Annotated in this window: 11 protein-coding genes and 1 tRNA gene; 5 read left to right on the plus strand and 7 right to left on the minus strand. The window is 65.1% G+C overall.

Going from position 1 to position 14678, the window contains the following annotated elements:
• Positions 1-12: 12 nt before the first annotated feature.
• From PST29_RS07315 to PST29_RS07325, 3 genes are all read left to right on the plus strand, one after another.
• Positions 13-1584 (plus strand): APC family permease, encoded by a 1572-nt coding sequence (locus PST29_RS07315; RefSeq protein WP_060842719.1) that lies wholly within the window; start codon positions 13-15, stop codon positions 1582-1584.
• Positions 1585-1616: 32 nt separating this feature from the next.
• On the plus strand, positions 1617-3182 hold the full coding sequence (locus PST29_RS07320) for an aldehyde dehydrogenase (NADP(+)) (RefSeq protein ID WP_060842720.1): 1566 nt from the start codon (positions 1617-1619) through the stop codon (positions 3180-3182).
• 127 nt (positions 3183-3309) lie between these two features.
• Complete coding sequence (locus tag PST29_RS07325; RefSeq protein WP_060842721.1) at positions 3310-4323, plus strand: Ldh family oxidoreductase; 1014 nt, start codon at positions 3310-3312, stop codon at positions 4321-4323.
• Positions 4324-4375: 52 nt separating this feature from the next.
• Here PST29_RS07325 and PST29_RS07330 read toward each other — a convergent pair whose 3' ends face one another.
• Complete coding sequence (locus PST29_RS07330) at positions 4376-6472, minus strand: TonB-dependent receptor (protein WP_232513210.1); 2097 nt, start codon at positions 6470-6472, stop codon at positions 4376-4378.
• Positions 6473-6696: 224 nt separating this feature from the next.
• Here PST29_RS07330 and PST29_RS07335 point away from each other — a divergent pair, with 224 nt between their 5' ends.
• Positions 6697-7233 carry a GNAT family N-acetyltransferase gene (locus PST29_RS07335; protein WP_060842723.1) on the plus strand — a complete coding sequence of 179 codons (537 nt, stop codon included), beginning with the start codon at positions 6697-6699 and terminating at the stop codon, positions 7231-7233.
• Positions 7234-7291: 58 nt separating this feature from the next.
• Here PST29_RS07335 and PST29_RS07340 read toward each other — a convergent pair whose 3' ends face one another.
• The 4 genes from PST29_RS07340 to PST29_RS07355 all read right to left on the minus strand — a co-directional run bounded on the left by PST29_RS07340 (position 7292) and on the right by PST29_RS07355 (position 11290).
• Positions 7292-7666 carry a hypothetical protein gene (locus tag PST29_RS07340; protein ID WP_060837972.1) on the minus strand — a complete coding sequence of 125 codons (375 nt, stop codon included), beginning with the start codon at positions 7664-7666 and terminating at the stop codon, positions 7292-7294.
• Positions 7667-7885: 219 nt separating this feature from the next.
• Positions 7886-8173, minus strand: coding sequence for a hypothetical protein (locus PST29_RS07345; protein ID WP_060837973.1), 288 nt, complete (start codon positions 8171-8173; stop codon positions 7886-7888).
• Positions 8174-8512: 339 nt separating this feature from the next.
• Positions 8513-9709, minus strand: coding sequence for a DUF1501 domain-containing protein (locus PST29_RS07350; RefSeq protein ID WP_060842724.1), 1197 nt, complete (start codon positions 9707-9709; stop codon positions 8513-8515).
• A 42-nt stretch (positions 9710-9751) separates the two neighbouring features.
• Positions 9752-11290 carry a DUF1800 domain-containing protein gene (locus PST29_RS07355; RefSeq protein WP_173664402.1) on the minus strand — a complete coding sequence of 513 codons (1539 nt, stop codon included), beginning with the start codon at positions 11288-11290 and terminating at the stop codon, positions 9752-9754.
• Between the two features lie 296 nt (positions 11291-11586).
• Here PST29_RS07355 and PST29_RS07360 point away from each other — a divergent pair, with 296 nt between their 5' ends.
• The gene (locus PST29_RS07360; protein WP_060837975.1) at positions 11587-13362 is read left to right on the plus strand and encodes a putative bifunctional diguanylate cyclase/phosphodiesterase; all 1776 of its coding nucleotides are present in this window, start codon (positions 11587-11589) and stop codon (positions 13360-13362) included.
• Between the two features lie 46 nt (positions 13363-13408).
• Here the strand turns inward: PST29_RS07360 and PST29_RS07365 are convergent, their stop codons facing one another.
• Together PST29_RS07365 and PST29_RS07370 are read right to left on the minus strand one after the other, a co-directional pair.
• Positions 13409-14137 (minus strand): class I SAM-dependent methyltransferase, encoded by a 729-nt coding sequence (locus PST29_RS07365; protein ID WP_060842725.1) that lies wholly within the window; start codon positions 14135-14137, stop codon positions 13409-13411.
• 440 nt (positions 14138-14577) lie between these two features.
• Positions 14578-14651, minus strand: a tRNA-Gly gene (locus tag PST29_RS07370).
• Between the last annotated feature and the right edge of the window lie 27 nt (positions 14652-14678).

Raw genomic sequence — 14678 nt, forward strand, 5'->3', positions numbered from 1 at the left:
AGGCGCAGCCCCATGTCAGGCAAAGGCAAATTCAAGAAGCAACTTTCTCTGGTGGACCTGACCTTCATCGGTCTGGGTGCGATCTTCGGTTCCGGCTGGCTGTTCGCCGCCAGCCACGTTTCGGCGATTGCCGGGCCGGCCGGGATCTTTTCCTGGCTGCTGGGTGGCTTCGCCGTGCTGCTGTTGGGCATCGTCTACTGCGAGCTGGGGGCGGCCCTGCCCCGGGCCGGTGGCGTGGTGCGCTACCCGGTGTTCTCCCACGGCCCGCTGCTGGGCTACCTGATGGGCTTCATCACCCTGATCGCCTTTTCCAGCCTGGTGGCCATCGAAGTGGTGGCGGCCCGGCAATATGCGGCGGCCTGGTTCCCGCTATTGACCCACGAAGGTTCCAGCAACCCGACGATCATCGGCTGGCTGCTGCAGTTCGCCCTGTTGTGCCTGTTCTTCTGGCTCAACTACTCCAGCGTCAAGACCTTCGCCAAGTCCAACAACTTCATCAGCCTGTTCAAGTTCATCGTGCCCTTGCTGGTGATCGTGGTGCTGTTCACCTTCTTCAAGCCCGACAACTTCCACATCCAGGGCTTTGCGCCGTTCGGCCTGTCGGGGATCGAGATGGCGGTATCGGCCGGGGGCATCATCTTTGCCTACCTGGGGCTGACGCCGATCATTTCCGTGGCCAGCGAAGTGCGCAATCCGCAGCGCACCATTCCCATCGCGCTGATTCTCTCGGTGCTGCTCTCGACCCTGATCTACGGCCTGCTGCAGTTGGCCTTCCTGGGCAGCATTCCCACGGAGATGCTGGCCAACGGCTGGAGCGGCATCAGCAAGGAATTTTCCCTGCCGTACCGCGACATCGCCCTGACCCTCGGGGTCGGCTGGCTGGCCTATCTGGTGGTGGCCGATGCAGTGATCTCCCCCAGCGGCTGCGGCAACATCTACATGAACGCCACGCCGCGGGTGGTCTATGGCTGGGCTCGCACCGGGACCTTCTTCAAGGTCTTCACCCGCATCGATGAGCAGTCCGGCATCCCGCGCCCGGCGCTGTGGCTGACCTTCGGCCTGTCGGTGTTCTGGACCCTGCCGTTTCCCTCGTGGGAGGCGCTGATCAACGTGGTCTCGGCGGCCCTGGTGCTCAGCTACGCCGTGGCGCCGGTCAGTGTCGCGGCCTTGCGCAAGAGCGCACCGCAGATGCCGCGGCCGTTCCGGGTGCGCGGTTTTGCCTTGCTCGGCCCGGTGTCCTTCGTGATTGCGGCGCTGATCGTCTACTGGTCCGGCTGGAGCACGGTGTCCTGGCTGCTGGGACTGCAGATCCTGATGTTCGTGATCTACCTGCTGTGCAGGCGCCTGGTGCCGACCGACCACCTGAGCATCGGCGAGCAGGTGCGCTCGTCGCTGTGGCTGATCGCCTTCTATGCCCTGACCATGGTCATTTCCTACCTGGGCAGCTTCGGCGGCATCGGCGTCCTGGCTCACCCCTTCGACACCCTGACCGTGACCCTCATGGCCCTGTGCATCTACACCTGGGGCGCCAACACCGGGGTGCCCGGCGCCAAGCTGGTGCTGGATGGCGATGAGGTGGAATGAGCGTGCGCATTTTCCAACAGACGAGGCAAGCCATGACAGTGACTGGACAGATGCTGATCGGCCAACGCGCCAGCTTCGGCGCCAATGGGCGGATCCACGGGCTGGCCGCCGCCAGCGGCGAGGTGTTGCAACCGGCTTTTGGCGGTGCCGAACAGGCCGACCTGGAGCGCGCCTGCGCCCTGGCCCAGGCGGCGTTCGAGCCCTATCGGCAGTTGCCGCTGGAGCAGCGAGCGGCATTTTTGGAGAGTATCGCCAGCCACATCCTTGAGCTGGGCGATGAGCTGATCGAGCGCTGCCAGCTGGAAACCGGCCTGCCCCGCGCCCGCCTGGAGGGCGAGCGCGGACGTACCGTCGGCCAGTTACGCTTGTTTGCTGCCGTGGTGCGCCATGGCGGCTTCCTCGGGGTACGGATCGATCCGGCGCAACCTTCGCGCCAGCCCCTGCCCAGGGTCGACCTGCGCCTGCGGCAGATCGGCCTGGGGCCGGTGGCGGTGTTCGGCGCGTCGAACTTTCCCCTGGCCTTTTCCGTGGCCGGTGGCGATACCGCCTCGGCCCTGGCAGCGGGTTGCCCGGTGATCGTCAAGGCGCATTCGGCCCACCCCGGGACCTCGGAACTGGTGGCCCGGGCCATCGCTCGGGCGGCCCGGCAGCAGGGCATGCCCGAGGGCGTGTTTTCACTGCTGTTCGACAGTGGCCGCAGCATCGGCCAGGGGCTGGTGGCGGATCCGCGGATCAAGGCCGTGGGCTTCACCGGCTCGCGCAGCGGCGGGATGGCGCTGATGCAGATCGCCGCGGCGCGCCCCGAACCGATCCCGGTCTATGCGGAGATGAGTTCGATCAACCCGGTGCTGCTGTTGCCCCATGCCCTGGAGGAACGCGCGGAGCCGATGGCTTCGGCGTTCGTTGCCTCGCTGACCCTGGGCGCCGGGCAGTTCTGCACCAACCCGGGGCTGATCCTGGCCGTCGATGGATCGGCGTTGCAGCGTTTTGAGCGGGCCGCCGCCGAGGCCCTGGGCCATGTGGCGGCGCAGACCATGCTCACGCCGGGCATTTACCGCAGCTATTGCCAAGGCGTGGCCATTCTCGCCGCGCATGCCCGGGTGCAGACCCTGGCCCTGGGCCCGGAAGGGCAGGGCCCGCAGGCGCGCGGGGCGCTGTTCGCCACCTCGGCCACGGCCTTCGTGGCGTGCCGCGAATTGCGCGAGGAAGTCTTTGGCCCGGCCTCGCTGATCGTTCGCTGTGAGGACGTCGCTGCGTTGCAGCAGGTCCTGCAGAGCCTGGAGGGCCAGTTGACCATCGCCGTTCACCTGAGCGACGGCGATCAGCCGCAAGTGCGGGCCTTGTTGCCGTTGCTGGAGAGCAAGGCCGGGCGCCTGCTGGCCAACGGTTTCGGCACCGGCGTCGAAGTGGCTCACGCCATGGTCCACGGCGGGCCCTTCCCGGCCACGTCCGACAGCCGCAGCACCTCGGTGGGCAGCCTGGCGATCCAGCGCTTCCTGCGCCCGGTGGCCTACCAGGACCTGCCCGAGGCGTTGTTGCCGGCCGAGCTGCACAGCGCCAATCCGTGGCGGGTGCCGCAACTGCTCGACGGCCAGTGACCGGCTTGACCTGAGGCGAGGCTGCGCTCCACCGGGGAGTGTCGGCCCGCTTGCTCCTTCATTCGCTTAATCCATCGGTAAAAACTCTCCCACAGGAGCGTTCCCCACCCGCCATAGAGGTTGCAGCATGTCTGAACACATCAGCCTGTCCCTGGATGACGTCCACGTCCTGGCGTATCGGGTTCTCAGCCATCACGGCCTGTCCGACGCCCATGCCCGGGTCATCGCCGAGGTCATTACCCAGGGTCAGCGTGACGAGTGCCATTCCCATGGGGTGTACCGCCTGCTGGGCTGCGTACGCTCGGTGCGCGAGGGCAAGATCGACCCGCGCGCCGAACCCAGCCTGCGGCACATCTCGCCGGCGGTGCTGGAGGTGGATGCCCATTACGGCTACTCGTTGCTGGGCTTTTACACCGGCTTGCCGTTGCTGGCGGACAAGGCCCGCAGCCAGGGCATCGCGGCGATGATGATCAAGCGCTGCTTCCACTTTTCCGCGCTGTGGCCGGAGGTAGAGGCGATGGCCGCCAACGGCCTGGTGGGGCTGGCGATGAACCCCAGCCACAGCTGGGTGGCCCCGGCCGGCGGGCGCCACCCGGTGTTCGGCACCAACCCCCTGGCCTTTGCCTGGCCGCGTCCGGGGGGCAATCCCTTTGTCTTCGACTTCGCCACCAGCGCCATTGCCCGGGGCGATATCGAGCTGCATGCGCGCCAGGGCAAGCCGATTCCCGAGCACTGGGCGATCGACGCCGACGGCGAACCCACCACCGATGCACGGGCCGCCTTGCAAGGGGCGATGCGCACCTTTGGCGGGCACAAGGGCTCGGCCCTGGCGGCGATGATCGAACTGCTGGCCGGGGCGCTGATTGGCGACCTGACCAGTGCTGAATCCATGGCCTTCGATGAGGGTGTCGGGGCCACGCCTTGCCATGGCGAACTGGTGCTGGCGTTCGATTCCCAGGTGTTTCTGGGGGAGGGCTATCAAGCCGGGCTGGAGCGGGCGGAAGGGTTGTTTGCGGCCATTGCCCAGCAGGGCGCGCGGTTGCCGTCGCAGCGGCGTTTTGAGGCCCGGGCCCGCAGCCTGGAGCGGGGGGTGCAGGTTCCTCGGGCGCTGTGGAACGATATCCAGGCCTTGCTGCCATGACGCTCTGGGGGGCGATGGAGTGTCCATCGCCCCCCAAGTGCTGCGGCTCGGGTCAGAAGCGCAGGTTGGCCGCCAGTTCGGCGGAACGCCCCGGCGCGACGGTGGCAAACAGGCCAACGTGGGACGCGTCGTAGTAGGTCTTGTCGGCGAGGTTGAGCACGTTGAACTGCAGGTCCAGGTTCTTGTTCACGCGGTAAGCGGTCATGGCGTCGTAGCGCCAGTAGGCGTCCAGGCTGTGGGTGTTCTCATCGTTGGTGTAGCGCTTGCCCACGTAGTTGGCGCCGGCGCCGACCTTCCAGCGCTCGGTGAGTTGGTAGGTGCTCCAGACCGAGCCACTGTTGGGGGCGATGAATTTCAGCTGATTGCCGTTATGGACGGACTCGGCGTCGGCGGCGTATTTCACCGCCCTGGCATCCAGGCGGGTGTAGCCGGCCAACACTTCCCAGCGCTCGGTCAGGTGACCGGTGGCTTCCACTTCAAAGCCTTTGACTTCGACATTGCCGTCCAGGGTCGCGATGCCGGTCAGCGGATCGTAGGTGCGGGCGTTGTCTTTCTCGGTCTTGAACAGGGCGGCGGTCAGCGCCAGGCGTTCGTTGAGCAGGTCCCACTTGGTGCCCAGTTCGAGGCTGCGGCTCTTTTCCGGAGCCAGGTTGCTCAAGCGGCCGCCCGCCGGACCATCGGCCCTGCCTGATTGCCCGGCGGTTTCGCCCGAGGGGTTGAAGGACGTGCCGTAGGCCAGGTAGATGCTGCCGTAGGGCACGGGCTTGAAGACGATGCCGCTCTGGTAGCTCCACAGGTTGCTGCGGTTGCTTTGGGCCGGGTCGCGGACGTGATAGGCGTCGTAGCGCAGGCCCAGGTTCAGGTCCCATTGCTCGTGCAGGGCGAGGGTGTCCATCACATAGACAGCGCGGTTGTTGTGTCGGGTGACAGTGTGCTGGCCATCGTCGCGCAGCACCGGGGTGAACGGATCCTTGGGATTGGGATGATGCAGGTCGCCGAGGTTGAGGCTCCTGGAGCTGGCGTAGCGGTTCTTGACATCGATGCGTTCACGGGAGAATTCCAGGCCGGCGCTGTAGCGGTGGCCGATAGCGCCGGTGTCGAACGTGCCGTAGATGTCGGTCTGGTTGATCAGCGAGCTGTTGACCACATTGCGCCCGCGCGCCGAGCGTTGCACCCGGTTGGCCAGTTCCTGGGGCGCCAGGGCGATCGGCCGGCTCATGACGTAGTCCTGCATGCTGCGGCCCTGACGGGTGGTGTTGCGCAGGGTCAGGTGGTCATTGATGTCGTGTTCCAGCTGCAGGGTGGCGAGGTCCGCCGAGGTATTGCGGAAGTCGCGCTGGGTGAAACCATAGAAGTTGTCACGGTCGACCTTGATCGGCTTGCCGGTGATTTCCGACACCGGGTGACCCTGATCGGGCAGGTCATCGCTCTGCAGGTGGTAGTAGCTCAAGGTGGCGCGGGTGTCGGTGTTCAGGCCGAAGCTCAGGCTCGGTGCCACGCCCCAGCGCGACACTTGCACATGATCGCGCCCGGGGGTATCGGCCTCATGCTTCATGGCGTTCAGGCGCAGCGCCAGGTTCTGTTCGGGCAGGTACTGGTTGAGATCGACGGTGCTGCGGCGCAATAGATCGGTGCCCAGGGTCAGGCTGCCGGTGGCGAAGGTTTCCGCCTGCGGCACCTTGCTGATCAGGTTCAGGGTGCCGCCGGTGGAGCCACGCCCCGAGTAGGCTGAGCCCGGGCCTTTGACGATTTCGATTTGCTCGTAGTTGAACACTTCGTGGTTCATGCGCCCGACGTCGCGAATGCCGTCGATCATGATGTCGGTGCTGGCTTCGAAGCCGCGGATGAACGGACGGTCGCCCAGCGGTGTGCCGCCTTCACCTGCACCAAAGGTGATGCCCGGTGTGTTGCGCAGGGCGTCGGTCAGGCTGGACACGGCGCGCTCTTGCATCAGGGTGTCGGTAATGATGGTCACCGACTTCGGGGTTTCGCGCAGCGGGGCGGTGAACTTCACCGAGTCCGAGGCTTCACGTTTGTAACCGGCTGGGTGAATACCTTGTACCGCCGTGGGCGCGAGGGTCACCGGAGCCGTCTGCGGGGGCTCGGTGTTGTCGGCGTCGGCGGCCAGGCTGGCTTCGCCAATTGCCATCAAACCAAGGGATGTGGACCACAACTTCCATGAATGTGGGCGGGCAGGACTGGACATTGAGAAAAGACCTCCATTTATTTGGAAGCGATTCTCATGTGCGAATTTTTATCATTCAATCAGACTTATCTGAACAATCGGATCGAAACGTGTATGCAGCGTTGGCTCTTCTGTTTTTTCGTCCGATGCGATTTCATGGACGGCCCTTTCTTCTTGGACACTCACGGATGAACCTGCACCTTGAAACCCCCAGGCTGTTGCTGCGACCACGGACCCTCGAGCATTTCCAGGCCTGCCTGCGCATGGACCAGGATCCGGAAGTCACGCGCTTCATTCCGGGCACCTGGGACGGCGGTCAATGGCACCAGGATTTCCTGCGCTCGCGCATGACCCAGGACTTTGGCCCGCGCTGCGGTTATTGGGCGATCTTCGCCAAGCAGGCGCCGGATGAATTGCTGGGCTGGGTGTCCTTCATTCCCTTCGACGCGGTCGGACCGGAGCTGGAAATGGGCTGGCGCCTGGTGCGTCGGGCCTGGGGGCAAGGCTATGCCAGCGAGGCCGCACGCCGGATTGTCGCCCATGCGTTTGCCGACCCGGCCGTGGAACGGATAGTCGTCGATGCCCATGTCGATAACGAGGCGTCATTGGCGGTGGCGCGCAAGATCGGTTTTCGCTTCACCCACGATGCGGATTTTGAAGGCTTGCCTTGCCGCTTCTTTGCGATGAGCCGTGAGGATTTCCGGCAGCAAACGGCGGCCGGCTGAGGCGGGGATGCCAGTGCGGGGCGCCGTGGTTCGGCGCCCCCATGCTCGATGATGGCCCTCAGAGGTGACGGCTGACCCACCACAGCACCAGGAAGGCGATCGCGGCGGCCAGGGCCGCAAGCTGGAACAGATTGATCAGGCACTTCAGGCCCAGGGGGAATTTCCGGTAGTCCTTCACGTTCAGGCCGCCGTTGCGCAGGAACAGGTGGGGCATGGCGAACATGGCGCCGATGCACAGCAGCATGAAGAAGCGGCTCAGGGGATCCTTGCCCAGGAGCGGCATGCGGATGGCGATGACCCGGCAGCGAGCCAGGTGCTTGACCATGTCATCGAGCCTGAAATAGCCCAGGTATACCTGGATCACCAGGGACACCAGCCCGGACATGACCACCAGGACCCAACCCGCAGTGTAAATATCTTTGGCGTTACACATATCTCTTCAGTGACCTCCTCAAGCTTCACGACCAGGCGTTCAGCGTATTGCTCCTCCAGTGAGCCCCGACACGCAGGGCAGCCGGCCACCATACCACCCCGGGAGGCGGGGCGGGCCGCAGCCGGGCTGTAGCGACCATAGGCTCGGGCTTGCCCGGCCAACATGAGACAAGTACCAAAGGTGCGGGCGAGGGCCCTGGAGTGCCCGCCAAGGGTTGTCCTAGAGCTTGGCGCAACGCTCGACGTCGGCCTGGGTGGTGACCTGGGTGTCGATGCCCAGGCGGTATTTGCAGTAGTCGATGATCATCTGCCGTTGTTCGTCGCTGAGTTTTTCCACGCGCCGGTAATCGCCGTCATTGGCGTGGATGTTGAAAAACTCCAGGCGCAGGGTCGGGGCTTGCTTGAGAAACCAGCGGGTGTGGGTTTCGGCCTCTTCCAGCTCGGTGTAGTAACCGACATTGAGCATCAGCAACAGGATGAGGGAGAGCAGGAACAGCAGTTTTTTCAAGGTACGGCTCCTTCCGTGAGCGAGGGGCGCCCAGGGCGCGGGCGGCGCATGCTTGAGCTTTTTGCGCCGCTTGGCAAGGGTTTCGGGTCGCTGGGGGCTCAGGCGTCCTGGGCCGGGTTGCACCGGGTTCAGCAAACAGACAGTGGCCAACTGTTAAAAAGTGCAACACGCCAAGCAGGAGCGGGGCGGTAACAGGGGGCAAATGGCTTCCAGCGGATGCACGGCAGATCGCCAAGCGTCTGTCGCGGCCAGTGGCCCGATGCATCGGCTGGCAAGCTGCGAGGGCGATCTTCGGATCGCTCTTTTTTTTCGTGTTTATCCGGCTGCCTGGTCGAGGCTTCAGACCAGCCCCAGGGCATTGGGCCTCGAGTTGGGGAACACTTCCTGCACCTGGGCGCCCGTCAGTCCCCAGGTCGTGGCCAGCAAGCCCCCGAGCAGATCGCGGTAGTTGTTGAGCACCGGGTAGTCGCGGTCCTGCAGCAGGCCCCGGGCATTCACCGCCACTTGCTCCCCGGCCAGGCGCCCACCGCGTACAGCGCCGCCGAGCACCCAGTACACCGTGCCATGGCCGTGATCGGTGCCCTTGGCGCCATTCTCGCGAAAGGTCCGGCCGAATTCGGATACCACGATCACCAGGCTGTTCTTCCAGTGCTCGCCCATGGCCTCGGCATAGGCCGCCAGCCCTTGCCCGAGGTTGGCCAGGTTGTTGGCCAGCGGGCCCTGGGTACTGCCCTGGTCGACGTGGGTGTCCCAGCCGCCGACATCGACGAAACCCAGGCGATATTGCTCGCGCATCAGGCTGGCCATACGCCGGGTCTGGGTGGCGAAGCTCTGCGCATTGGCGGCCCCGCGATTGGCCGCGAGCATCTCTTGCTGCAGCTCCTGCGAGACTTTCTGGCGCAAGGCCAGGCCGTCGCTGGCCGCTGCGGCGTAGGGCGTGTGCTGGTACATGGACGACAGAATGTTTGCCTGGCGCGCATCGAAGGGCGCCTTGCCGGCACTGCGCAGGGACAGGTTGGGAATGTCCCGGCCACCCTGGAAGCTCAGGGGCAGGGCATCGGTGAAAGCCATCGGCGCGCTGTCGGGCACTTGCCGGACCAGGCGCGCGAGAAAGCCCGAGTCGTAGCGCCGGCGTGGCTGGCTCGGCTGTCCGGCCTCGATGCTGTCCTGGGTTGCGAAGTGGCTGCGGGACAGGTCGTCGGTGCCGGCGAAGGGCACGAAGGCCATTTCCTTGCGCTGCCACAGCGGGTACAGCGAGTCCCGCAGCACCGGGTTCAGGCCCCAGTGGCTGTCCAGGGCGATGGCGCTTTGCGGGTTGTGCGCATCGGGGCGGGCGATTGCCAGGCTTGGGCGCGACTCGTAGTAGAAGTCGCTGCTGTAGGGCACCAGCAGGTTGTTGCAGTCGTAACCGCCGCGCAGGAACACCAGCAGGGTTCGCGGCGCGGCGGCCGGTGCGGCGAACAGCCGGGCGGAAAACGACAGGCCGGGCAGGGCGGCTGCGGCGGCCGCGGCAATCAGCAGTTGGCGACGATTCATGGCGGTTCCCGGTCAGGTGGCGCGCAGCCCTTTGGCGCGTGCTCAGCGGTTGTTGAAGTCCGGCGAGGACAACAGGAAGGTGTTCCATTCCTGGGGCGAGACGGCCTGCTCCAGGGCGTTGCGGGTGGCGCTGGAGAGGTGAGGCGCGATCGCCTGGTAATACATCGGGGTGGTGATCATCGGAAAACCCGGCCCCGGAACCGTGCTGCCTTCGGCGGTGAATAGCCGGTTATTGCCCGAACCTATGGCCCGGGCGATTTCAAAGCGCTTGGCCATTTGCCCGGAGCTCGACCAGCCACTGGCCACCAGCGGCCAGCCGTCGGGGGTAATCCGGCCGAACACCGGCTGGCCCATCTGGTTCAGCCAGTTGAGCAGGGGCCGCGGGTTGGCCACAGGCTTGCCGTCATAGGCCAGGCGCAGCGCCGACACCACGAACTGCTGCGGGTCCTTGAATTTCTTGCCGGTCGATTGCAGCAACTCCGGCGACTGCATCAGCGTGCGCATGACCTGGGCGATGTCGCCGTCGCTGTCGCGGAAGGTCTTGGCCATGCGGGTCACCAGGGCCGCCGGCGGTTCGTCGGCGACGAAGTACTGGGCCAGCTTGCGCGAGATGAACTGGGCGCAGGCCGGTTGCCGGGTGATGAGGTCGATGGCCTGGGTGATCTCGTCGTAGCCGCTGCCCTTGATGGTGTGGCCGAGCAGGCGCTTGTCGCTGAAGTCATGGCGCCTGGGGTTGAACTGGAACAATCCCTGTTGCACCACCCGCGGCTGCAAGGACCGGGGCCAATGTTGTTCGCGACCGTCTCGGGGCGCCAATCCGGCTCCGGTCAGGATCAGTGCCAGTTGCTGCACGTCCTCCTGGCTGTAGCCGGCCGCCACGCCCAGGCTGTGCAGCTCCAGCAGCTCACGGGCGTAGTTTTCGTTGACCCGGCCCTTGGCGTTCTGGCTGTTGTCGAGGTATTCGAGCATCGCCGGGCTTTGCAGGGTGGCCAGCAGCAGGTCCTTGAACCGGCCCAGGGCATGGGGGCGAATCGCCTCGTTCACGTAGTCGGCGCTCAGCAGTCGCACCTGGCCCTTGCCCTGGAACAGGCTGAAGTGATTGAGCCAGAACAGCACCAACTGCTCCTTGAGCTGGTTGGGGCCATAGATGGCTTGCAGCAGCACTGCGGACTGGGTCTGCTCGGCGAGCTGGTTGGCCCGCTGGCGAAGGTCTTGCCTGGCCTGGTTGCGGGCATCGCCGTCGGGCATGGCCTTGAGCTGTTCCTGGCGCTGCTTGAACTCCTGCAGCAAGGCCGGGGTCGAGTCGTTCAGGGCCGGGTAGCTGCGCAGCAGGGCGTCGATTGCCGCTGGCAACGGCTCGCGCAGGCGATCCTGCAGTTGCGCCTCGAGCAATCCGTCGCGGCCCAGGTGGCGCAGGCGCTGGAGTTGCGCGGTGTCCAGATCGAAGCCGTCGCGCCTGAGCCAGGCAATGTCGGCGGCGCTGGGGGGCTGGGGCTCGGCGGCCTGGGCAAGGAGCGGCAGGAACACGGCCAGCGCGCTCCACAGGTACAGGCAACGATGCAGCGTATGGGGCCTTGGCATGGGGCGGTTTTCCGGATGGAGAGGGCAGCGGTGTAGCGTCGCAGTACGGCCTGGCTGGGTGCTACCTTCCAGGGTGGATCGCTCTAGATCAAGTGTTTCAACGCAGCCTTCGGGCGCTGGCCGTCGACCGTTCGTCCGACGGATGGAATTGGCAAGCACTAGTCACTGCGTCATGCTGTCGATGGATGTCGTAATGCCATTACTTCAAGGTTCGGCCGGTTTTCCGGGCGTCGTTATATCCCCGTGTGGGTGAGATAGGTTTCTGATGAGTGTGTTGATCCTGCCCGAGACGGCATATGCCCGATAAGGCGTTGGCCGAGGAGCAGCGCCTGGCTGCCCTGTATGCCCTGGAACTGCTGGATACCGCCCGTTGCGAGCGCTTCGACCGCATCTGCCGGCTGGCTGCCGAGTATTTCAAGGTGCCCACGGCGTTGATCACCCTGGTGGACCGTGATCGGCAGTGGTTCAAGTCGCGGGTGGGGTTCGCGGTCGAACAGACCCCGATCGAGCAATCGTTCTGCGCTTACACCATCAGAACCGATGATGTGTTCGAGGTGGAAGACGCCCGCCAGGATGTGCGTTTTCACCGCAACCCCCTGGTGACTGATGATCCGGGCATCGGCTTTTATGCCGGCGCGCCGCTGATTACTTCCACCGGGCATGCGATTGGCAGTCTGTGCGTCATCGACAAAGAGCCCCAGCGACTGAATGCCGCCGAGCGCCAGCAATTGCGCGACTTGGCATCGCTGGTGATGGAACAGGTCGAGCAGCGTCAGCGCCTGACCCGGCGCGACCCGGTGAGCTGCCTGCCCAACCGTGAACAGTTCCAGAGAGATCTGTACGACCTGGCGGACGAAAATCCGGGGGAAAGGCGCGTGCTGGTGCTGGTGGATGCGGTGGACATGACCGTGGCCCATGAGCTGACCCTGGCCATGGGCCTGGCGCCGTTCGAAACCATCGTGCGCTTCCTGGCCCAGCAACTGCTCGCCTACCTGGGGCGGCATGTGCGGGTGTACCACGTGTCGGTCAAGCGCTTCGGGTTCCTGCTGCCGGCGGCCCCCGGGATCGAGCGCTTTCTGGACGGGCTGGTGCGGCGTCTGCGCCGTCAGCCGCCGGGCCTGGAACTGCCGATGATTCCGGCGGTGTGCGCGGGCACGGTGGAATTTTCCACGGACCGCGACGCGGTGCCCGACGTGCTGCGCAAGGCGATGTTCGCCCTGGAGCTGGCGACCCTCAACCGCAGCACCTGGGCGCCCTACGATGTGGTGCGTGACCAGGCCTATCGGCGGGCCTTCAACCTCGCCTCGGACATCAGCGAAGCCCTGGACAGCGGACAGATCTACCTGATGTTCCAGCCGCGCTTCGCCCTGCCCGACGGTGCTCAGGTGAGCGCCGAGGCACTGATCCGCTGGGATCATCCGTGGCTGGGGCCGATTTCACCGGCGGAGTTCATTCCGGTCATGGAGCGCAATGCGCTGATCCACCGGGTGACCCACTGGGTGATCAATGCCGTGCTGGAGCGCCTGCACCGCTGGAGTTCCAGCGACGTGCAGCGTCTGTCGATCAACCTCTCGCCCCAGGATTTCGAGGATCAGGACATTGCCGATGTGCTGCGCGATGCCTGCCGGCGCCATCGCATCGACCCGCAGCGCCTGGAAGTGGAAATCACCGAAGGGGCCTGGCTGCGCTCCAATCCCAAGGTGCTGGATCAGCTGAGCAAGATTCGCGGCCTGGGCATGGATGTGGCCATCGACGACTTTGGCACCGGCTACAGCAACTTCGCCTACCTGCACCAGATTCCGGCCAATGTGGTGAAGCTCGACAAGTCCATGGTCACCGACCTTGAGAGCAGCGCCCAGCACCAGAAGATCACCCGCTCGGTGATCGCCCTGGCCCGGGAACTGGGCTACCGCACCGTGGCCGAGGGCATCGAGAGTTTCAAATGTCTGCAGATGCTGCGGGCCTTTGGTTGCGACGAGGCCCAGGGCTACTTCCTGGCCCGGCCCATGGCCCAGGAAAAGTTCCTCGCCCGCTGTGGCGCCCGGCGCTTTCCCTTGCAGCAGGGCTTCTAGCCACGCGGGACCCTCCTGCCGAGGTGGCCGCGCAACGGCGGCCGCCTCAGCGCTGGGCGGCCACCAGCAACATCATCGGTCGCTCGCGCTCTTCTTCCAGGGCGGGTTGCGCCAGCACTTGCTGGGCGCTCGGTCCCCATTCCTCGACGTGGCGAATGTTGAACCCGGTAGCGATCAGGGTGTTGAGCAGGGTGCCCAGGGTACGGTGCTGCTTGATCACCCCCTCGGCCAGCCAATGGGTGATCCGTTCGCCCTCCTGCTGATAGCTGTCCAGGGGCCAGGACTTGCGGCCCTGGTCATCCACCTGCCAGCCGGGATTGCGTGGAGCCATGAAGATCGGGTGCTCGATGGAGAACACCAGGCGCGCCCCGGGCACCAGGGCTGCGTAGACCTGGGCGAACAGGCCGCGCAGGTCCTTGATGTAATGCAGGGCCAGGGAGCTGTAGGCCAGGTCGAAGCTGCAGTTGGGCAGGCTCAGGTGTTCCAGGTCGGCCCGCTGATAATCGATATGGGGCGCCGAGGTGCTGGCGCGGGCAGTCGCCAGCATCTTTTCCGAAACGTCCAGGCCCAGCACCTGCTGGGCCCCTTGTTCGCTTGCCCATCGGCTGAACCAGCCATAACCGCAGCCCAGGTCCAGCACCTTGAGGCCTTTCATCGGTGGCAGCAGGGCTTGCAGGGCCGGCCATTCCGGCGCCGCATCCAGGCCGCCGACGGAGCGCCCTAGCTGGCTGTAGCCCTGAAAAAAAGTCGGGTCGTCGTAAATGTTCTGGGTCATGTCGCAGTTCCTTCAGGTTCGTGTGCAGCCCGTGATGTCGGGCGAATCATGCAAAAGAAGCGGCTGAGGGGCTTGTCCCTCGAAGGGCGCGACGCAGGTATCGTCGATGGCCGGGCAGGGGGGCAGGGAAACAGGCCGGATATCATAGCCAATTTGCCAGGCCGGGCTATCGCCGGGTGCGTTGTGCGTGCCGATCGTCGGGAGCACAAGCGCCGGCCAAGGCCAACTGAAGCGTCCCGATTGGCGGCCTGTACCCTGCGAGGATTCATGGGCAAAGCGAGAGTGATGGGCACGACCATCGAGGCGACCCGTTCGGCCGAGCCAGGTACAGGGCTGGGGCTCGAGTCGTCAGGCTTGAAGCTTGGAAGAGAAGAGGTCGCCTGAGTTCAACGACGGGGAAACTGCTTTGCGGATCTGCGCTGACTGGCAGATTGGGGAAGTGGAGCGGGTGAAGGGAATCGAACCCTCGTTATCAGCTTGGGAAGCTGGAGTAATGCCATTATACGACACCCGCTCGAACGGCTGACTTTGTACCAGATGT

The sequence above is a fragment of the Pseudomonas sp. St29 genome (genome assembly GCF_001547915.1).
Lineage (GTDB): Bacteria > Pseudomonadota > Gammaproteobacteria > Pseudomonadales > Pseudomonadaceae > Aquipseudomonas.

Excerpts from the sequence above, each read along its gene's own strand:
- PST29_RS07335 (WP_060842723.1), top strand. The coding sequence starts at position 6,697 with ATGAACCTGCACCTTGAAACCCCCAGGCTGTTGCTGCGACCACGGACC.
- PST29_RS07330 (WP_232513210.1), bottom strand. The coding sequence starts at position 6,472 with ATGGCAATTGGCGAAGCCAGCCTGGCCGCCGACGCCGACAACACCGAG.
- PST29_RS07340 (WP_060837972.1), bottom strand. The coding sequence starts at position 7,666 with ATGTGTAACGCCAAAGATATTTACACTGCGGGTTGGGTCCTGGTGGTC.
- PST29_RS07325 (WP_060842721.1), top strand. The coding sequence starts at position 3,310 with ATGTCTGAACACATCAGCCTGTCCCTGGATGACGTCCACGTCCTGGCG.
- PST29_RS07360 (WP_060837975.1), top strand. The coding sequence starts at position 11,587 with ATGCCCGATAAGGCGTTGGCCGAGGAGCAGCGCCTGGCTGCCCTGTAT.
- PST29_RS07355 (WP_173664402.1), bottom strand. The coding sequence starts at position 11,290 with ATGCCAAGGCCCCATACGCTGCATCGTTGCCTGTACCTGTGGAGCGCG.
- PST29_RS07315 (WP_060842719.1), top strand. The coding sequence starts at position 13 with ATGTCAGGCAAAGGCAAATTCAAGAAGCAACTTTCTCTGGTGGACCTG.
- PST29_RS07350 (WP_060842724.1), bottom strand. The coding sequence starts at position 9,709 with ATGAATCGTCGCCAACTGCTGATTGCCGCGGCCGCCGCAGCCGCCCTG.
- PST29_RS07365 (WP_060842725.1), bottom strand. The coding sequence starts at position 14,137 with ATGACCCAGAACATTTACGACGACCCGACTTTTTTTCAGGGCTACAGC.
- PST29_RS07320 (WP_060842720.1), top strand. The coding sequence starts at position 1,617 with ATGACAGTGACTGGACAGATGCTGATCGGCCAACGCGCCAGCTTCGGC.